Consider the following 20,606-nt stretch of genomic DNA (forward strand, 5'->3'; position numbering starts at 1 on the left):
TTTCTGTTTTCATCTGTTTATTTGCTTCCCAGAGGCTCATTTATGAGCAGATACACCGCACTTCCAAGCATTCCTACCAGGAACATGCCATAGCCGCCACATATGAACATCAGCTTTGCTAATGATACATCTCCCAGCACAGGGATCATGTGGAGCAGCAATGCTGCAGCACATCCCGCAAGTCCGCACACCACCATGCTGACTGTTATGAAAAGTTTCATATTGCCTATACCTGTTATGTGTGACAGTTCATTTATCTTCGTACATACCCACTTCATAGAAATCACCTCTTTTCGTCCATGACTCAATCATCAGTCTACATGTTCTCCTGTTATTGAGAAGTGGACCCACTCTGATATATTCGTTGCGTGATCGCCAATCCTCTCAAGATACTTGGCAACCATAAGAAGGTCACAAGCCTGCTCTCCATCATCCGGATTCTCATGTATCATTGTGATGAGTTCATTCTTGACCTTGTCAAAAAGATCATCGACGACATCGTCATGCTCTATTACACTCTTTGCCTTTTTCTCATCTGCGTTGACATATGCCTCTATGCTTGATACCAGCATGACGATCGTCTCTTTTGCCATCTGCTGTATGTGCTCAAGCTTCTTTATATATGGTGTGCCAGCCATGCGCAGTGTGAGTTCTGATATATCTGAGGCGTGATCTCCGATCCTCTCCATATCCGTTATCATCTTGAGTGCTGCGGATATATTTCTCATATCCCCGGCAACCGGCTGCTGGGTAAGGAACAGCTTGAGGCACAGATTCTCAATCTCTCTCTCCTGATGGTCAATGGCATCATCCGCCTCGATCGCCTTCTTTGCGAGCTCTGTGTCCTGGGCCACGAGAGCCTTGATCGCTGTCTCGATTGCCTGCTCGATCATAGTTCCCATCTCTATCATCTCTGCGTGAAGCTTTCTAAGCTGCATCTCATATTTGTCTCTCATCATGTCCCTCCTAACCAAATCTACCGGTGATGTAATCCTCTGTACGCTTATCAGCCGGCTTGCTGAACATCTTTTCTGTCTCTGCGTACTCAACAACCTCTCCGAGAAGGAAGAACGCTGTGTTGTCCGCAACTCTGGTTGCCTGCTGCATGTTATGCGTAACCATGATAATGGTGTAATTGTCCTTCAGTTCAAGTACCAGGTCCTCTATCTTGGATGTCGATATAGGATCAAGGGCCGATGTAGGCTCATCCATGAGAAGTACCTCAGGCTCCACTGCCAGTGCTCTGGCTATACAGAGCCTCTGCTGCTGACCACCAGAAAGACCCAGGGCTGATTTCTTCAGTCTGTCCTTGAGCTCATCCCATATGGCTGCCTGTCTGAGAGATCTCTCAACTATCTCATCAAGCTTTGCACGGTTTCTTATTCCATGGGTTCTTGGGCCATATGCTATATTGTCATACACGCTCATCGGAAATGGATTTGGCTGCTGGAATACCATTCCAACTCTTTTTCTCAAAAGGTTAATATCCATTCCGCTGTATATGTCCTCTCCATCAAGCCTCACATCACCTGTTATCTTACAGCCCTCTACCAGATCATTCATTCTGTTGAGTGACTTGAGAAATGTTGACTTTCCACAACCTGATGGTCCAATAAATGCTGTAACCTCATTTGACGGAATATCCATATCAATACCCTTAAGGGCATGGAACTTTCCATAATAGAGGTTAAGATTTTTAACGCTGAACTTAACGTTATTATTCATCTATTTTTCTCCATTCTTAACATCAAATGCGAATCGTTACATCATTTGTATTGTTATGATGTCTTTCTTTCACATCGCACCTTAATATTTTCTTTTCTAATTGCAGAAGCTCAATCGCTTCTGCCGGATATTGTAAGCACCTGCCAAGACTCTGATTCCAAAGCCCCAACACGTGTTAATTGGCCTTATCTGCGGCAACCTTTCCTGCAATCTTGTCTGACGCAAAGTTGATAAGCACCACAAGCACCAGAAGTACAACCGCTGTTGCATAACCCTGATCCGTGTGAAGTCCTTCTTTTGACAGAAGGTACATATGAACCGCCAGAGTTCTTGTTGAATCGGTAAGCTTTGTCGCCATCTTTGCAACCGATCCTGCTGTGTATATGAGTGCTGCCGTTTCGCCCACGATACGTCCTGTCGCAAGTATGATTCCTGACAGTATTCCAGGAACGGCACTTGGAAGCACTACTTTGAATACTGTTCTGAGCTTTCCGGCTCCCAGTCCAAAACTTCCTTCTCTATAAGACTTAGGCACTGCCATAAGTGCCTCCTCTGTGGTTCTCATTATGACCGGAAGAACCATTATCGCCAGGGTTAACGCACCTGATATGAGTGATAATCTAAGTCCACACGCATTTGTGAAAAACAGCATTCCAAATAGTCCGTATACGATCGAAGGTATTCCTGTAAGTGTCTCCGCTGTGATCCTCACTACCCCCACCAGCTTATTGCCAGTCTTTGCATATTCGACAAGATATATCGCTGCAAATATTCCTATCGGACCTGCTATCAGGAGGGACAGCAACGTCATGTAAACCGTATTTATAAGTGCCGGTACCAGCGAACAGTTGTCCGATGTATATTCCCAGCTGAATATGTCCGCATTAAGATTTGGGATTCCCTTTACCAGTACATACACCAACAGAAATCCTATGGAGAGCACAGTTATGAGTGTCGCCAGATGTACAAAGATAAACATTATGAATGATCCCGGTCTCTTTCTGTACTCAGCCCATTTCTCAGACCATGTGCTCTTGTTTATTGCCTCTATGCTGTTCACATCAACTATGGATGAAGGATCGTCCTCAGGTGCCGTCTTTTTCGTGCTGATTATTGTATTTTTTGTTCTGTCATCGCCACATGCGACAACTGTCTTTATTCCTTCTACTCTCTCTGTCATCTATGCCACCGTCTTTCTCTTTATGATGGAGAACAGGAGGTTGATAATGAGTATGAATACGAACAGTACAACGCCCGTCGCTATCAGAGCCTGTCTGTGCAGGTCCGTCGCATATCCCATCTCCATTACTATATTTGTGGTGAGTGTTCTGACACCTCTCAGTATTCCGTCAGGCATATGGACCTGATTTCCAGCAACCATGATGACCGCCATAGTCTCTCCAACTGCACGGCCAACACCAAGGATAATCGCTGCCATAACTCCTGACTTTGCTGCAGGGACAACAGTCTTGAACACGCTTCGCTCATGTGTTGCTCCAAGTGCCAGGGCTCCCTGATAATATTTGTCAGGTACCGCTCTTATTGAGGTCTCTGATACACTGATGATAGTTGGAAGTATCATCATTCCAAGAAGTACTGATGCCGTGAGCATCGTATTTCCATTTACTCCAAATATGCTTCTCACCATCGGTACAAGCACACACATTCCAAAGAATCCATATACTACCGAAGGTATTCCGGCCATCAGATTGATAAATGGCTTTATAACTTTATATAATCTGTCGGGACAAAACTTTGCCAGATATATCGCTGTCAGAAGTCCTATCGGAACTCCAATTATCAGTGCTCCGGCTGTCACATATATACTTCCTAATATGAAAGGAAGAATGCCGTAGTACCCATTTGTAGGCTTCCAGACCTCACCAAGGGTGAAATCCCCGAAGCCTATCTCTTTAATGGCCGGTATTCCATTCACAAACAGGAACACACATATGAGTGCTACTGCTGCGATGGATACCAGTGCCGCTATCAGGAATACTACATGCATAATTGTTTCTTTAAGTTTATGCATAAGCTGATTACTTTACGTCCTCCCACTTTGCTGCTGAACCTGTGAATATGTCCTTGACCTGATCTACTGTGTAGTCCTCAGCAGGGTTGTTGTTATTTACTATAACTGCAATTCCGTCCATTGCTATTACTGTTGCCTTGAGACCAAGTGCTGTCTCTGTATCCTTGAGTTCACGTGATGCCATACCTATGTCGCATGTTCCATCTGATGTTGATGTGATACCTGTTGTTGAATCGCTCTCCTGAAGCTCGATGTCAGCGTTTGTGTTGATTGCCTTGTATGCCTCGATAAGTTTTTCCATAACAGGTGTTACTGAAGATGATCCTGCAACAACAATCTTGCCCTTTGGATTTGTTGAAGTAAATGCTCCGCTGTTTGCAACCTCGATGTACTTATTTGCTGAGATGATCTTCTGTCCATCCTCGCTCATGATGTAGTTGATGAAATCCTGTGCAACATCGCTGATGCCATCCTTTGTAACGATGTTGAAAGGTCTTGAAAGTGTGTATGAACCATTGTTGATGTTCTCCTCACTTGCCTCAACTCCACCGATCTTGAGTGCCTTTACTGTATCGTTGAGTGCTCCGAGAGATATGTAACCGATTGCATAATCATCTCCTGCTACTGTTGTGAGTACGACCTCTGTGCTGTTGCATGTGATGGCATTTGTTGTTGTGTTGTCGACCTTATTGCCATCTGCATCCTTCTCCTCAACTCCTGTGAGCTCTACGAATGCTCCTCTTGTTCCTGAGCCTTCCTCTCTTGATACTACTGATATATCCTGTGCTGCATCGAATCCGCCATCTGCGCTCTTTGATGAATTATTTCCACAGCCTGCAAGACTTCCTACCATAAGTGCTGCTCCAAGTGTAACTGCTAATACTTTCTTTAATTTAACCATTTTCTTTTTCTCCTTACTTTGTCCATATTCTTTTATGGCTTGTAATGCATAACAAGTTTTCTTCAAAAACTTGCTACATGTGCCGGTTATCTCTTGAACCGGTCTTTACAAATATTGTATTATTGGGACATATCATTCTTTGCTTATGTCCCGGAAAAGAACTCGCGCGCCTTTCGTTCTTTTCTTTGAACTATAATAAATGGCATAAGTAAAATACATAACCAACGCAATGTAAATTGAATGTAAAGTCGGTGTTAATCAATGCATGCTGAATGTACAGCAAATAATCTGCCATAACTTATAAATTGCAACCAGAAAGCGGGATAAATATACATGACAAATACCAGTTTAGAAGTAATAGGATATGTGAGATGCGACTACAAAGAGAAGTTTGGGATTCCAAGGCAGAGCGGTCTGACAGGCTGCGCCGCCGCTTTTATAGAGATGCTTCCACCATACAATCAGGCAGAGGCGTTCAGAGGACTTGACGAATTCTCCCACATATGGCTGCTGTGGGACTTCTCCAGGGCTCACAAGAACGGTTTTACCGCAACAGTAAAACCCCCAAAGCTGGGCGGTAACCAGCGGATGGGGGTTTTTGCCACCAGATCACCATTCAGGCCGAACAACATCGGTCTGTCATCGGTGAGGCTTCTGGATATTATATATAATGAAGAAAACGGCTGTGTACACGGACTTGTGGTGTCGGGTGCCGATATACTGGACGGAACACCGGTGTACGACATCAAGCCTTATCTGCCATACACCGACAGCCATCCGGAGGCGACCGGGGGCTGGACAGACTCCCTTGATATTCCGGAGCTGTCTGTATGTTCCTCTGACGATATCACTGCCAAACTTGAAACGATATTTTCAAGTACACAGATCGAGGCCCTGAAAGAGATACTTGCGCAGGATCCAAGACCGGGCTATCAGGATGAACCGAATAGACGCTATGGAATGCTGTACGGCGGATACGATATAAGGTTTACCATATCTGGTGACACTCTTACCATATGCGAAGTGGCTGAGCCCGGACCACAATGATACAAAAAGGCATTTTACCGGCATGAAGCTGAAAAATCATGATATTTTCTCATCATCCTGGCAGTGACACTCCTCTCCTCAAAGCTGATATTTCCCAGTAGTTTCACCGGCATGACCCCCATCAAGGAATTGGTCACAAAGCATTCCTGATATGATGACAGTTCATCAGGGAATATCACTGTCTGCGTGACCGCCTCTGATTCACAGATATACCCCCTTACTGTTCCAGGCAGAAGACCTGAGTCTATCGCGGGTGTGTATATCCTGCCATCTCTCACAAAAAATATATTGCTCACCGTACCCTCGCATATCTGTCCCTTTGTATTCAGGAAGATCCGTTCATCCATTCCAGCTTTCCTAGACCTCCTTTTTTCAAGAATGCAGTCTCCGTAATTCATGGTTTTATGATATACGAACGGCGACGTCTCATTTCTTCTAACATTACTTATGTCCATTGCAACCCCCCGTTCGTATATATCCGTGGTGTATGGATTATCTCTCATTGAAAAAACCACATTTTTCTGAGTCAACATGATCTTTAACGCACATCTCCTCATATGACCTGATTGATCTCTGTAATCATGCTCACTCATCCACTTTCTCAGATATTCCAGCACAGCTATCCTGTCTATGCCCCGTTCTGCTGGCATGCCAAGATCCAGAAATCTTGCAGCATCTTCCAGGCGTCTCAGATGCCTGTCAAGAAATATCGGCCTGCCGTCAACCACACTTATAGTTTCAAATGCTCCAAGACCAAATTGAAAGCAATCATCCATTTTTACATTCATTTTACATTTCTCCCATTTTCATCATTTTCAAATGCTACTGCAATGCACTGAGTATTGCTTTTGCCTTATCCCGTGTCTCTTCATACTCTGCACCAGGATCTGAATCGGCAGTAATACCGCCTCCAACGCCAAGATAATACCTGCCATTTCTGTACAATACAGTTCTTATCACTATATTAAAATCACATTTTCCATCCAATGTAATATAACCAATAGAGCCGGTGTAAATATTTCTCTTCCCGCATTCAAGTTCATCTGTAATCTCCATAGCCCTGCGTTTCGGCGCCCCCGTAACAGAACCACCCGGAAATGCCGCAGTAAGAAGAGACATCACATCTTCACCATCCTGCAGCATGCCTTCAACATTTGCCACCTGATGAAAAACTGTTGCATATTCTTCTATCGAAAACAGTTCAGTCACTTTTACGCTTCCTGGTCTGCACACACGATTCAGGTCATTCCTCTCAAGATCTACAATCATCAGAAGTTCACTCTTTTCCTTCTGTGATTTCTTAAGCTCACCCCTGAGCACCTCATCCTCCCTGTCAGTCTCTCCTCGTCTCCTCGTTCCCTTTATCGGCCGGGTGTACACACGGCGATCCTTTATCTGCATGAACCTTTCAGGAGATGCGCTCACTATCTGATAATCTCCCAGATCAAGATATCCACCAAATGGCGACGGATTGCTAACTCGCAGATCGCGGAACACGTCCAGAGGCTTTTTATCGCTGTCGATAACCATGTGTCTTGTCAAATTTGCAACATATACATCCCCCTCGGTTATATAATCCTTCAGCCTTCTTATAGAGTCCTCATACTCTTCTCTGCTGCATTCTTCGTACACATTCAAGTTATACTTCTTCCTCTTTTGTACATCTTCACTCATCCTGTCAATTATATTCCCATTTTCCCGATCATCCCTGCCGCAATACTTCTCTATATCATTCTCCATTACATCAATATTTGACTGTGCATCACCTGTCATCCCATTTGCCACAAGATATGTCTCTTTTTTTAGGCAATCTTCAACAACAAAACAATCATAGAATGTCATGACTGCCTCTGGAACAGACACAAGGTCTTCATTGATGGAATCAAGCCCCATCCTATCCATTCCATAATCGTAGGATACATACCCTATCGCTCCTGATACGATTGGCAAATCCTCCGGGCTCTTATCCATATGCTGTACAAGATACTGTCTCATATATTCTTCAAATGTTATATTCTTTTCAGAATCTCCATTAACCTCAAATGCATCCCCATTCTTAACAAGCCTGAGATACGGGCATCTCCCGATGATCGAATAGTGTCCCAGATTATTCACAAGGGATGAGTCAAGAAATGCTATTCCTGTCTCATCCTCATATATTCCAAAAACATCAGCTGCACACACATATCTGTCAAGTTTTTTTAGCACTCGCCTCATACTGCTCATATATGACTCCTTATCTGCAATTAAATTTCTCCGCCGCTATACAAAAATTATACAATATATCATGACCATACTCCGTAAGTACCGCTTCCGGGTGAAACTGCACCCCGTACAACGGCAGCCTTCTGTGTGATATCCCCATAACTGCACCATCCTCGGATATCGCATCCACCCGGTAATCATCCGGCAGACTGCTGCCATTTATTACCAAAGAGTGGTACCTTGTGACATGAAAGCTTTCCGGCAGCCGCGCGAACAGACCTGTTCCACAGGTATGTATCTCTGTCACCTTTCCATGCATTGGCATCTTTCCTTTTTCAACAATGGCGCCCGCACAATACCCAAGTATCTGATGTCCAAGGCAGACTCCAAGTATCGGAATCTTTCCCTTATACATGTTCACAACATCCACACACATTTTTGCCTCCCATGGCCGCCCAGGTCCCGGTGAAAGTATTATGCCCTCCGGCTCCAGATCTTCCACATCATGCAGAGATATCCGATCGCACCTTTTTACGGTCACACATCTTCCCATCTCTTCGAAATACGCCTTCAGGTTATACACAAATGAATCAAAATTGTCTATCATCAGATACATGCACTTCTCCTTATCCGCAATCACTATAAAACACAAAAAGGATAACAGCCGGCATGCCAAAGCATGCACAGTCGTTATCCTTTTCGGTCCGTAATCTGCACGTTATTTTTATCTTTGATTTTTACAGATTCTATCATATCTGTCCTCAGAAAGCAAATGCCTTTGCTACTTTTGCGCAGTCTCACTATGCAATGCGCCTACTGACGTGCCCTCTCATAGGCATCTGCATACTGCTGTTCCTGTGAGTTTATCTCCTCAACATCGCGGTTCTGTTTCAAGTAGGTGCCGTCAGGCTGCTGTATGCGTGCCTGCATGTTATCCTTCATCATAAGTCCAAACATGTCCCTGATACGCTGCTTAATCTTATCATCATATATAGGTGTAGCAACCTCCACACGGCGGAGGGTGTTACGCGTCATAAAATCCGCCGAAGCTATATATATCTTGTCTCTGTCAGGTGTTCCGAAGATGTATATTCTTGAGTGCTCAAGGAAACGTCCAACAATACTTCTTATCTGTATATTCTCCGTCTCACCAGGAATCCCTGCCAGTAGACAGCATATTCCTCTGACTATAAGTTCAACTTTCACTCCCGCCTTTGATGCCTCAACCAGTTTGTCGATGATCTTTTTGTCAGTGAGAGAATTGATCTTTACACCGATATACGCAGGCTGACCATTCTTTGCTATGGCTATCTCATCATCTATCATCTTGATGACCGGAGCCTGCAGGCATTCAGGAGCCACAAGCAGGTGATCAGCATGGCTGACTGTATTGCCGATGAGGATTGACTGGAACACTTTCATGGCATCCTTACCAATATCCTCATTTGCAGTCATAAGTGACAGATCTGTGTAGAGTCTCGATGTCTTCTCATTGTAATTGCCCGTTCCTATCTGTGTTATGTATTGGATCCTGCCTCCATCCTTTCTGGTTATAAGACAAAGCTTTGAGTGTACCTTGAGACCATCCACACCATACACAACATGACAGCCCGCGTCCTCGAGGGTACGGCTCCACTCTATGTTATTTTCCTCATCAAATCTTGCCTTGAGTTCCACAAGTACCTCAACCTGCTTACCGTTCTCAGCAGCTTCAACAAGAGCCTCCACCACCTTGGAGTTCTTTGCCAGACGGTAAAGTGTCATCCTGATTGCATTTACCTTTGGATCTCTTGCTGCCTCCTGAAGGAGATTCAGGAACGGTCTGATGCTCTCATACGGATATGAGAGAAGCACATCCTTCTCAAGTATCTGAGGTATAAGTGGCTTCATCACATCAAGATCCGGTGACTGCTGTGACACTCTCTTCTCAAAGAACAGCTCCTGTCTGTCCCTGAGCTTATCCTGTATCTGGAATACAAATGACAGATCCAGCGGAGATTTTGAATAAAATACATGTTTTTCGTCAAGCTCACAGTAATCACACACCTCGCCCACCATCTTCTGTGATATATCTCTTGTAAATTCTATTCTGACCGGAGCAAGTTTCTTTCTAAGCTTAACAACCTGCTCCATCTGATCTCTATAGTTGAGGTCTTCATCATACACCTTGCTCACGTCGATATCGGCATTTCTGGTGATCCTCATGAGGGTCTTCTCCTGAACCTTGTAGCCCTTGAAAAGCCCTGGAGCATAGTGAAGGATAAGCTCCTCCAAAAGTATATAGGTTCCCGGCACACCCGGAAGTGCGACAAGTCTTGGAAGCATTCCGCTCTCGCAAGGTATGATACCGAGTTTCTTCTTGCCCTTTCTCTCAAGTATGGCAAGGGCATATATCTCTCTGTTCTTGAGGAATGGGAATGGCTGTTTTCTTCCAACGATCATCACTGATAGCAGCGGAAGTATCTCCTGCGCAAAATAACTGTCAAGATACTTTGCGTCAGCCTTTGACAGGTCTGCATATCGTACCAGTCTAAAGCCCTCCGGCTCAACATCTTTCATGAGATTCTCATATATGTTGTCTTTGATCGCATTGAGCTTTGTGACATTCTCAAGGATCGCATCAATCTGTTCCTGTGGGCTGAGCTTTGTCTTATTCTCCCTCTGATCTCCGGTCAAAAGTTTCTGATCCTCCAGAGACCCAACTCTCACCATGAAGAATTCATCAAGATTTGACTGATATATTGCCAGAAATGACAATTTCTCGCAAAGCGGTGAATTCTCATTCTGTGCCTCCTCCAGCACACGCTCATTAAACTTGAGCCATGAAATCTCTCTGTTGACGTATACGCCCTTTATTGTACTTATATTTGTCTCCTGTGCCATCTCTTCATATTCTCCTTTTCTGTTCTTTATTATTTTTATTAATCTGATCAGCCAGTTTACCAATTGCCTGTCCTCTTTCTATCTGTTTTATTCTATACATACACATTTATTCTATACATACACAACAAGACGGATAGCCATATGACTATCCCTCTCATCATAGGAGCAGACTCATTATATGCACCCATGTGAGTTGCTGTTCCTTATTGTGGTAATCATCTCAAATCGCTCCAGGCAGTATACTTCTTATCATATATCTTCTTCAGCATATCCACCGATATGTCAGATAGCGTATTCTCACTGTTTACGATCACAGCAATCGCATCACGTCCAAATACATATGATGTGAGCAGCTCGCTCTCGTACGGCTGAAGGCTTCTGGATGACATTCCAAGGTCACATCTGCCCTGAAGCGCATCATTGAGTCCCTGTGTCGAATCCGACTCTGTGACCAAGATCTTCGCTGCCGGATTGATCTTCATGTATTCCTCTGCCAGCTTAGATACGATCGGAGCTGCCGATGTAGAACCATGTATCTCCACCGTACCACCAGACTTGTCTGACAGGAATGTCTCGCTCTTTTTTACCGGAACACAGTAGTCCGCAACCACTGCCTGCCCCGCTGACTTCACATAAGCCATGAAATCCTTTGCCACAGCTGACAACTCTCCGTTATACACCAATATATAATCCCTGCACAGAGGATATTTGTCCTTCTCTATAGATGCCGCATCCGGAGCTACACCATCGACATCCAGCGCCTTTACACCACTGTTATTTTCCGCACTGTAAGCTATATAACCTATCGCATTTTTGTCAGAAGCAACTTCCGATATGACCTTATCTGTGGAATCTGCAACAGTGTTTGTTCCCGTAGCATCGGTACCTACAAGATTGTCAAATTCCGTCTTAGTACCGGAACCTTCCTCTCTGGAAACCACATTTATCGTACCCATGGATGACATATCCGGAACGTCCACTTTGGCGCCACATCCTGTGAGTAACAGAGAACCCAGTGCAGTCATTGCAAGAAATTTGCCAATCATTTTCCAGTATCTGTCCCTTTTGCAGCTCCTGTCTATATTACTGTCAATATACGTTCTTTCACATTTGTATTTTGTCATGCCTGAGCACCTGCCTTCACCATGACTTCACTGTCGCTATCCATATTCTCTATATCAAGTTTGTCAAATGTGAAATCGTCGATTGCCTCTTCCGCAATGGATATGCAGTTGTCCGCCATACGGTCCATGCTGTAAAGGAGTGCTGAATAATCCGCTGTCAGGCTTCTCACACATGTGTTTTTCTTGACTCTTGCGAGATGAGCCTTACCTGCCTGTCTCTGGAGCTTTCTTATCTTCTTCTTGTCTGCGGCAACCTTATCAGGAGTTTCGCTGTCCCCAGTAATTATTGCATTCATTGACTCACCGAAAAGTTTCTCTGTCATATCCATACATGCTGTCAGGTCAGCTATCGCAGCATCCGACAGCAGTTGTCCATTGTCCAGGATCTTTTTATACAGGCCATCCACCTCATCGCACCTGTCTGCTATACGCTCTATATTGTTGCTGACCACCATGAGGCCTGCCGCCTGCTCTGCCTGTTTCTCGGTAAGGTTACCACTTGATATCAGCTTTGTGATGAAATCAACTATTATATTCTGAAGCTCCTTGACCTTGTCATGCTCATCCACATATTTGTCACGGATATCTGTAATATTTCTCTTCTCTATAGCATTTTTCATAGCACCTATCATCTTACCCGCATGAACAGACAATCTTGATATTTCTTTTGCGGCCATGTAGATAGCTGCCGCCGGCTGTGACATAGCTTTATCATCGAGGTATTTGGCTACAAAGCCCTCTGAATTTTTCTTGTCCTCACCCCTGATGATGAACTTAACTATCTTCACCATAACAGGTATCAGAGGCAGCCAGATAAGTGTACATGCCACATTGAACGTGGTATGCGCATTTGCTATCTGTCTTGATATGATGTCAAGTTCATCGCCCTTCGGTGATATCCACTGCACAAATGCAGCCAGCGGTCTTATAAGGAACATGAAAAGTATGGTTCCTGTGATATTGAATGTACTGTGCGCGATGGCTGTTCTCTTGGCATTCTTGGACTGTCCTATGGATGCCAGAAGCGCTGTGATGGTTGTTCCAATGTTATCTCCAAAAAGGATAGGTATCGCCCCTGCCAGACCTATGACACTGTGTATTCCGTCAGGTCCAGGCTGTGACGCAAAGTTCTGAAGTACCGCAATGGTCGCCGAACTACTCTGTACAACCAAGGTCATGACTGCACCAAGTACAACTCCGAGAACCGGTATCTCTGACACCTTGCCCATCAGATCCACAAATATCGCACTGCTGGCAAGTGGTTTCATAACACCACCCATGACCTCAATACCTTCAAAGAGAAGTCCAAATGAGAATATGACCATACCAACATTTCTGATCTTTTCCTTCTTGAACACAAAGTTCATAATGAAGCCTATGAATATGATCGGATATATGTAATTACTGATCTTGAACGCCATAAGCTGTGCCGTCATGGTCGTTCCTATATTTGCTCCAAATATTACTGATATAGCCTGTGGCAGACTCATGAGTCCTGCACTTACAAATCCGATGACCATGACCGTGGTCGCCGAACTGCTCTGGAGAACTGCGGTTACAAGTGCCCCCGCCAAAGCTCCCATCAAAGGATTCTTGGTAAGGAATCCCAATATCCTCTTCATCTTTTCTCCTGCTGCCTTCTGGAGTGCATCGCTCATGCTGTTCATTCCATATAGGAACATGGCAAGTCCTCCCAGCAATCCAAACACTATCTTAACTCTTTCGTCCACTGTGTTTCTTTCCTCCTTATGTAAATCTCATCTTAAACAAGCATATCCACATAAGGAAAGTGCCGCTATCCACATGCAGTAAACGAAATGTAAAATCTATGTAAAAAGCAAGAAAAGCCAGCAGACACACATATGTGTATCTACTAGCTTTAAGCCTCATCATTATAAACTTGCTATTATATTAGCATTTTATATCGTGTTTTTCAATATGCAAGCGCGTAAAATTTATGTAAACTACATTAAAACAGTCTATCCAGTGATAGTATTATAAAGTTAATATCTTTCTCCCATTTTGCTACAGCCTGACGCGAAACACCACATTTATCTGCAACTTTTCTAGATGTGACATGAATTAACGCATATATATCAAGTTAATCACTTGATAACAAATAAAAAAGAGGTCTCCACGTTCTGATGCGCACCCGGAATTCCAGATGTATTCCAGTTACATTGATTGGGAGAACCTCTTTTTTATTTTCTTATATTATTCTCTTCTAATTGTGCTCTGGCACTACAGCATAGAACACCAGATCCTCATCGCCGTTGTTCTTCAGACTATGGCTGTGTCCCGGCGGGCAATAATGGCAGTCGCCCGGATTGAGTATCTCCATGGTGTCGTCATACTCCATGGTTCCAACTCCTGAGATGATAAATATGATCTCGCTGTTGATGTCATGTGTGTGAAGCCCTATAGAACTTCCGGCTGGAAGTGTTGCCCTCATGATCTTGTTGTAATTGCCTACGTGCATGCGTGGCTTGAATACGCCTTCGCCACCCTTAAAGTTCTGAATATTCTGCTCCTCAAGGGAATCGAATGATATCTTCATCTGTTGTCCTCCTTACGAAAAATACGAAAAAATCCTGCAAACGCATATAATACGCTCCGCGCGGCGTCTGCGTGCTATGTCGTCAAGCGCACCACACTCTCAAGAAGTCTGTCACAGGCTTCCTCTATTATATCTTCTTCTATACCCGAATAATTGATAACCAGCGTGTGGCTGTCCTCCTGCTCTTTTCCGTGGCAGTACTGGCTAAGGCTGGATATGTTGATTCCTGCCGCGGCAGCTCTGTCCACCATCTCTCTGTCCGTGTATGACGTGTCGATCTCCATAAGGAAATGAAGACCTGCATTCTCTTCCTTTATCGTTACCTGTGGATACAGCCTGTGACTCCTGATACAACCAAGTATCCTGTCCCTGCTGTTCCTGTAAAACTTTCTCATCCTGTTGATGTGCTTTTCCAGATACCCCTCCTGGATAAACCTTGTGAGTGTATACTGATCAAAATTCGACACCGTACACGCATAAAAGCTTAGTACATGATTATACCTTACCATGAGCGGTATTGGCAATACCATGTAGCTTATTCGTATGGTTGATGACAAACTTTTTGAAAATGTATTCATGTATATGACCTTATCTGAGGCATCTATACTCTGAAGTGCTGGGATCGGATTGCCCACCAGACGGAATTCACTGTCATATTCATCCTCTATGATATATCTGCCCTCCTGCTTTGCCGCCCAGCCCAGCAGTTCATATCTCCTGCTCGCCGGAGTGACAGTTCCCGTAGGGAAATGGTGTGACGGTGATATATGCACCACATCAGCCCCGGACCGCTCTAGCGAATCTATGTTGACACCGCTCTCATCCATGTCTATATAACAGCATTTCACTTGATATGCATCGTATATGTGCTGTATCTTCTGATATCCCGGATTCTCCACACCGTATACGCTGTCCCTGCCGAGAAGCTGTATGATAAGACCATACAGATATTCCGTTCCCGCGCCGACTATGATCTGGTTCGGGCTTACAGACATCCCCCTGAACTGATAGAGATAATCCGCAATGGCCTTTCTGAGTTCAAATATACCACCAGACGGCGATCTCTTCATAAGCTTTTCCCGGTCATCCATCATCGTCTCCCTCATGAGCTTCGTCCATGTCGAAAATGGGAAGTTCTCACTGAGGGTGGAATTGTTCACAAAGTCGGCAAAGAACCTGTTCTGGCCAGGGGATTCTGCGTGTTCCCTGATCACATGAGAATGCTCTGTCACATGGTCTTCCGATCGTATTCCGCGCATGTATGCAACGTCCGATTCATCTGAGGTCATGTTCTGCCTTGCATTATCTTTCATTACGGAACCTTCTGTACCACCCTTATATTCACTGGCATAGTAGGCATTGCGCACTCCCACAACATCCGCATCCTCAGCCTTCACGTCACACACATAGAACCCGCTCTTCGGCTTGGAATAAATATATCCCTCAGCCAAGAGCTGACTGTATGCGTTTTCCACTGTGACGACGCTCACATTCAGATGAGCTGCAAGCGCCCTCTTTGATGGCAGCTTCTCATGGGCTTTAAGATTTCCTATCAATATGTCATTTTTTATCTCTTTGTACAAATGCTCATAGAGGAAATCCATCCCTCTGTCGTCAAATGAATATGTAAGCATCCACTACTCTCCCAATACTATATCAACGATCTTCTGTGTGTCATGTATGACAAACGGTGCGCCAAGGCTCATGATGAACTCCTCGTCTCTGAATCCCCAGCCAACCATGATGACATCCGTTCCAGAATTTCTTGCTGTGGCAAGATCCACGTCAGAATCACCTATATACACGACATCCTTCTTCTCAAGACCAAGCATTCTGAGGCACTCCTCCACCATGTCAGGTGCCGGTTTCTTTGCTATGCCAGACTTCTCGCCAAGTGCAAAATCAAACATTCCCGGGAAATAGTCAACACACAGATCCTGGACTGCGAAATCCGCCTTGTTGGACACGACCGCAGTCTTCACACCTGCTGCCCTGAGCTTTGCGATGGCATCATGTATTCCGTCATATGGTCTGGTCTTGATGGCACTGTGCTCTTTATAATAAGAAGCAAATGTATCAAACACCTTATCTATCGTTGCCACATCAGTTCCCGCCGGCACAGCTCTCTCAATGAGCTTTCGTATGCCATTCCCAACAAATCTTCTAACCTCATCTATAGTTCTCTCAGGGAATCCATGATGAGCAAGTGCATAGTTTGTACTGTCTGTCAGGTCCTCCAGAGTATTGAGTATTGTTCCATCCATATCAAATATCGCTGCCTTGTATCTCATGTCATACATCTCCTTGTCTTGTTTGTAATTATGCTTATTCCCATTATAATCTGTGAGTTAAGGTTGTCAATCAACAATGATGCCACAAAAAATCCGGCACAGGAGGGAGGTTCCTGTGCCGGACTTTTATATACAAATGAAAGTAATCATCTATCGTATATTTATTCAATTGTTATATACTTTGACTTTGGCTCTTCCGGTTTCTTCTCAATCTTTGGAACTGTGAGCTTAAGCACTCCGTCCTCAAACTTGGCCTTGATATCTTCCTGAGTCAGATCCTTGCCAACATAGAAAGTTCTGCTACCTGAGCCACTGTAACGCTCCTTGCGGATATACTTTGTCTTCTTATCTTCCTCTGTGGTCTCACTCTTTGTAGAAGCGTTCACGATCAGATATCCATCCTTGAGCTCAATCTTCACATTCTCTTTCTTAACTCCTGGAAGATTCATCTCAACTGTGTAGGCATCCTCGCTCTCGGCTACATCAGCCTGCATAAATCCATTCATCTGCGTCTGCTTTGGTGCTGTATAAGTCCTCTCAGGATATCCAAAGAAATCATCTAAAAAGCTATCTCCAATAATACTAGGCATTAACATAAGTCATCTCTCCTTCCAATATCTATCCCCTCTGCCTTTATCGCATCAGGTATATACATGTTAATAATTTCGTTTTCTTTTCAAAGGATCGCTTCAAGGCTTATCGTTAATTTCTATTTAGAAGCTCTTTCCTTTGACTGATTATGTTATACCACTTCTGTTAGCACTCGTCAACACCGAGTGCTAATAAATTTTGTGAAAAATTTGTGAAGTCCACTAATTCAGGACTTCACAACCTCACACATAAAACGTCTTTTCATCCTCGAGCCTGAAACATGCAAGTCTTGCGTTCTTTTTCCCTGTATATCTCATCCAGCATCCACAGTCAATGTCATAGAACAAAAAGTCCCGCTCCTCGTCATACCTTCGAAATACCCATCCATCATTATATGCAAACTCCTCCTCTTTGATCGTTGGAGTATGCCCCGCCACTACCATGCCGTGCATGATGCCGCCATCTGTAAATCCATCACCCCTGGCGTTCATATAGAACTCTTCCCTTGAGCTGTACCTGGTCTTAAGTTCCGGCGTATCAAGTCTCCTGATGTATCCGGCATGAACTACTATGCATTTTCTGCCAGACACTTTCGTTTCATATAGATACGGCATGTTCTTTATCAGGTCCGCCACTGCACATAACCGCGAGAAAGTATATCCGGATTCTATCAGCTCATATACCGTCTCACAGCGGTCAAACTTTACGCTGGAATCTTTTTTCGCAAGCTTCTTCATCGACCGGTACAAAGTTTTCGTGTCCTGCAGGCTATCCCTGTCAAGATCCATTTTGTAGCTGATGATCCTCATCGCCTCTATATTCTGTGCAAAGTCCTCATCATGATTGCCTCGTAGCAGAATGACATTTGGCGGAACATTCATTATCCATTCCAGCACCTCAGCGTTCTTTGGCCCCTTATCCACATAATCCCCGGCACATATCAGAGTGTCACTGTCTTCTAAATTTATCTTCTCAAGCATCCGGATCAGCTCGTCATAGCATCCGTGAATGTCCGATATTACATAACTGCCCATATCTGTCCTCCCATATCATACTTCATATCGAACATATACTAGTCTTATTTCTGTAAATGTCAACACCATCTGAAAGTAAATTCTGGGTAAATGTCTGGTCAGGACATATAATGCTTGTGCTTTCCAATATCGCCAAATAGTCCAGCGCTCATTCATCAAGCATTAGCTTTCCTTTCTTCGCCTTCAACTTTAATCGTTCCATTTGTTCTTTCTCGATCTGTTGAATACTTTTTTCTGGCGTTGGAAGATCTTCAGGCATCGTGCCACCAATCTTTTCTATGGCTGTGCGCACTTCTTTTCCAACATTATAATGAACTGATGTTGCCTTATCAGCGCCTTGTATTTTGTCTTTCCTCAACTTTTCTTCTGTCTGAGATATACGAAACAAGTTTGCGATCAACTCCGTACTTCCCATATAGTCAAGTATTTTTTGCCCAACTTCTAACTGTTTTCTTGAATGGATATCGTCTACATCAAGTCCTCCATACAGACCCATATAACCTGCATTTTGGAAAAAAGCAAATTCTTCATTTGTTATTACTCCAGCATTATGAGCAGTCTCTGCCAACATCTGATTCCACTGCTTGATATCGCCCCGAACCACCAGTCTCCTATTATCCTCATCCAACTCATTAAAATGATCAGCGACTTCCTGTCTGTATGTCTGTATTGCAAAATATGTCTGACCTAAAGCTATGACTTCCTTACGTGGATCTCCATTCTGTACTACCAAATAACATGCATATCGGGATAATTCGTAATCTCTTGTTGGTTTCGACGTAATTCCTGCTTCAACGATTTTGCTGACCTCAGCAAAATCGTCAGAAACCCTATGTCCACTATTCTCACATGCAATCATCGCTCTTTTTATTACCTTTTCAAAATTTCTCCACTGTACATAATCAAGTGCCGGGCCAAGTTCTCTCGCACTCCAATATTCACTTCCATCTTCACGAACATGTTTGATATCTTCACAATTACCATAATAATTTTATCATAGTTACACCTTAAGTACTACTTGATTCCCGTATTTTTTATTATTTACGCCATATTTAGCAGTCTCAATTACTTTCCTACGTTTTTCCTGTACCATATAATTCTGACAAATACATACAAAGGAGATCAACTATGGACAACATGCAAACATTGATAAAAAACTATTTGGAATACTGTGGTAAACAGAAATGCCTTGATGAAAAAACTCTGAAAGCGTATAAGATCGATCTAAAGCAATTCTCAGACTATCTTTGCTCATCTGACATCACCGACGTTTCCACCAGTATATTGGAGGATTACATCGGTGAACTTCATAATAAATACAAGCCCAAGACCGTAAAACGTAAAATTGCATCTGCAAAAGCATTTTTTCACTATCTTGAATACAAGGAAATCCTGGATAGAAATCCGTTCAATAAACTGCAGCTCAAATTTCGAGAGCCCGTAATATTACCCAAGACCATTCCACTTCACACCGTTGAAACAATTTTGTCCACCATTTATGAACAGCTTAATTGTGCCAAAACTATCTATCAAAGAAGGAATTCTCTGAGAGACGCAGCCGTTATTGAACTTTTATTTGCAACCGGCATGCGAATTTCTGAACTCTGTGCGCTGAAAGTCAACGATATCAACCTGTACGATGGAAGCATCCTTATATATGGCAAGGGTGATAAAGAGCGCCGACTTCAGATAGGAAATCCGTCTGTCATAAGTATACTGAACAAATATGAAGTTGATTTTCATTCCGAGATAATGAATTGCAATCACTTCTTTGCAAATCAATCCGGTCGGTCACTGACCGATCAGACTGTCCGCAGAATGATAAATAAATATACCGCTCTTGCCGCAATCGATCTACACATAACTCCACATATGTTCAGACATACTTTTGCAACCAGTCTGCTGGAAGCTGATGTGGACATCCGCTATATTCAAGAAATGTTGGGGCACAGCTCTATCAACATCACTGAGATTTATACTCACGTTGCGTTGGCTAAACAGCGAAGTATTCTGGCAACTAAACATCCGAGAAATAATTTTAATATTTAGTTATGTGAGCAAAGCATATTATCTTTCGAGGGATATGCTTTGTTTTCATTTTGCGCCTTTAATCAACCTCGGCAGCGGTGGTATTTATACGGATAATCAAGTATTATCAGTCATTTAGGGGAAAATGGGAGGAATGCAAATGAGCGAGATACTTGAAGAATATAAAG

General features: G+C 43.6%; 21 protein-coding genes. 2 read left to right on the top strand and 19 right to left on the bottom strand.

Features of this window, described 5'->3' with window-relative positions; translation table 11 throughout:
- Positions 1 to 17: 17 nt before the first annotated feature.
- The 6 genes from ABUA31_RS12500 to ABUA31_RS12525 form a co-directional block, all read right to left on the bottom strand.
- Positions 18 to 278 (bottom strand): hypothetical protein, encoded by a 261-nt coding sequence (locus tag ABUA31_RS12500; RefSeq protein ID WP_022216633.1) that lies wholly within the window; start codon positions 276 to 278, stop codon positions 18 to 20.
- A gap of 33 nt (positions 279 to 311) precedes the next feature.
- A complete protein-coding gene (gene phoU / locus ABUA31_RS12505) occupies positions 312 to 956 on the bottom strand; it encodes a phosphate signaling complex protein PhoU (protein WP_055273752.1) in 645 nt (214 codons plus the stop codon).
- Positions 957 to 966: 10 nt separating this feature from the next.
- Complete coding sequence (pstB, locus tag ABUA31_RS12510) at positions 967 to 1,725, bottom strand: phosphate ABC transporter ATP-binding protein PstB (protein WP_015533778.1); 759 nt, start codon at positions 1,723 to 1,725, stop codon at positions 967 to 969.
- 175 nt (positions 1,726 to 1,900) lie between these two features.
- The gene (gene pstA / locus ABUA31_RS12515) at positions 1,901 to 2,905 is read right to left on the bottom strand and encodes a phosphate ABC transporter permease PstA (protein WP_349093390.1); all 1,005 of its coding nucleotides are present in this window, start codon (positions 2,903 to 2,905) and stop codon (positions 1,901 to 1,903) included.
- A complete protein-coding gene (gene pstC, locus ABUA31_RS12520; protein WP_015533776.1) occupies positions 2,906 to 3,757 on the bottom strand; it encodes a phosphate ABC transporter permease subunit PstC in 852 nt (283 codons plus the stop codon).
- 7 nt (positions 3,758 to 3,764) lie between these two features.
- The gene (locus ABUA31_RS12525; protein WP_015533775.1) at positions 3,765 to 4,658 is read right to left on the bottom strand and encodes a substrate-binding domain-containing protein; all 894 of its coding nucleotides are present in this window, start codon (positions 4,656 to 4,658) and stop codon (positions 3,765 to 3,767) included.
- Between the two features lie 333 nt (positions 4,659 to 4,991).
- Here ABUA31_RS12525 and tsaA point away from each other — a divergent pair, with 333 nt between their 5' ends.
- A complete protein-coding gene (gene tsaA, locus ABUA31_RS12530) occupies positions 4,992 to 5,705 on the top strand; it encodes a tRNA (N6-threonylcarbamoyladenosine(37)-N6)-methyltransferase TrmO (RefSeq protein WP_022216629.1) in 714 nt (237 codons plus the stop codon).
- 14 nt (positions 5,706 to 5,719) lie between these two features.
- On the opposite strand, the gene ABUA31_RS12535 is transcribed toward tsaA, so the two are convergent.
- The 13 genes from ABUA31_RS12535 to dinD all read right to left on the bottom strand — a co-directional run bounded on the left by ABUA31_RS12535 (position 5,720) and on the right by dinD (position 19,357).
- Positions 5,720 to 6,493, bottom strand: coding sequence for an aminotransferase class IV (locus ABUA31_RS12535; protein ID WP_022216628.1), 774 nt, complete (start codon positions 6,491 to 6,493; stop codon positions 5,720 to 5,722).
- Between the two features lie 34 nt (positions 6,494 to 6,527).
- Entirely contained in the window at positions 6,528 to 7,931 is a 1,404-nt protein-coding gene (pabB, locus tag ABUA31_RS12540) for an aminodeoxychorismate synthase component I (RefSeq protein WP_349818937.1), read from the bottom strand.
- Between the two features lie 10 nt (positions 7,932 to 7,941).
- Positions 7,942 to 8,526 (bottom strand): anthranilate synthase component II, encoded by a 585-nt coding sequence (locus tag ABUA31_RS12545; RefSeq protein ID WP_022216626.1) that lies wholly within the window; start codon positions 8,524 to 8,526, stop codon positions 7,942 to 7,944.
- Positions 8,527 to 8,723: 197 nt separating this feature from the next.
- On the bottom strand, positions 8,724 to 10,793 hold the full coding sequence (ppk1, locus tag ABUA31_RS12550) for a polyphosphate kinase 1 (protein ID WP_349818938.1): 2,070 nt from the start codon (positions 10,791 to 10,793) through the stop codon (positions 8,724 to 8,726).
- Positions 10,794 to 11,008: 215 nt separating this feature from the next.
- Entirely contained in the window at positions 11,009 to 11,917 is a 909-nt protein-coding gene (locus tag ABUA31_RS12555; protein ID WP_055146540.1) for a substrate-binding domain-containing protein, read from the bottom strand.
- Positions 11,914 to 13,647 carry a Na/Pi cotransporter family protein gene (locus ABUA31_RS12560; RefSeq protein ID WP_208895997.1) on the bottom strand — a complete coding sequence of 578 codons (1,734 nt, stop codon included), beginning with the start codon at positions 13,645 to 13,647 and terminating at the stop codon, positions 11,914 to 11,916. The genes ABUA31_RS12555 and ABUA31_RS12560 overlap by 4 nt, the downstream gene beginning before the upstream one ends.
- Positions 13,648 to 13,886: 239 nt before the next feature.
- A complete protein-coding gene (locus ABUA31_RS12565) occupies positions 13,887 to 14,012 on the bottom strand; it encodes a helix-turn-helix domain-containing protein (protein WP_349818941.1) in 126 nt (41 codons plus the stop codon).
- A gap of 129 nt (positions 14,013 to 14,141) precedes the next feature.
- Positions 14,142 to 14,474: a cupin domain-containing protein gene (locus ABUA31_RS12570; protein ID WP_022215833.1), complete on the bottom strand. Its 333-nt coding sequence runs from the start codon at positions 14,472 to 14,474 to the stop codon at positions 14,142 to 14,144.
- A 74-nt stretch (positions 14,475 to 14,548) separates the two neighbouring features.
- Positions 14,549 to 16,108 carry a MocR-like pyridoxine biosynthesis transcription factor PdxR gene (gene pdxR / locus ABUA31_RS12575; RefSeq protein WP_349818939.1) on the bottom strand — a complete coding sequence of 520 codons (1,560 nt, stop codon included), beginning with the start codon at positions 16,106 to 16,108 and terminating at the stop codon, positions 14,549 to 14,551.
- 3 nt (positions 16,109 to 16,111) lie between these two features.
- A complete protein-coding gene (locus ABUA31_RS12580; protein ID WP_349818940.1) occupies positions 16,112 to 16,765 on the bottom strand; it encodes an HAD family hydrolase in 654 nt (217 codons plus the stop codon).
- Between the two features lie 161 nt (positions 16,766 to 16,926).
- Positions 16,927 to 17,361 (bottom strand): Hsp20/alpha crystallin family protein, encoded by a 435-nt coding sequence (locus ABUA31_RS12585; RefSeq protein WP_022215836.1) that lies wholly within the window; start codon positions 17,359 to 17,361, stop codon positions 16,927 to 16,929.
- A gap of 237 nt (positions 17,362 to 17,598) precedes the next feature.
- Complete coding sequence (locus ABUA31_RS12590) at positions 17,599 to 18,390, bottom strand: metallophosphoesterase (RefSeq protein WP_055273771.1); 792 nt, start codon at positions 18,388 to 18,390, stop codon at positions 17,599 to 17,601.
- A gap of 148 nt (positions 18,391 to 18,538) precedes the next feature.
- The gene (gene dinD, locus ABUA31_RS12595) at positions 18,539 to 19,357 is read right to left on the bottom strand and encodes a DNA damage-inducible protein D (protein ID WP_055273773.1); all 819 of its coding nucleotides are present in this window, start codon (positions 19,355 to 19,357) and stop codon (positions 18,539 to 18,541) included.
- A gap of 161 nt (positions 19,358 to 19,518) precedes the next feature.
- On the opposite strand from dinD, the gene ABUA31_RS12600 reads away from it, so the two are divergent.
- Complete coding sequence (locus tag ABUA31_RS12600) at positions 19,519 to 20,439, top strand: tyrosine-type recombinase/integrase (protein WP_022216262.1); 921 nt, start codon at positions 19,519 to 19,521, stop codon at positions 20,437 to 20,439.
- Positions 20,440 to 20,606 lie beyond the last annotated feature (167 nt).

The organism is Coprococcus sp. RTP31081st1_H1_RTP31081_211007 (genome assembly GCF_040227275.1).
Taxonomy (GTDB): Bacteria; Bacillota; Clostridia; order Lachnospirales; family Lachnospiraceae; genus Coprococcus; species Coprococcus aceti.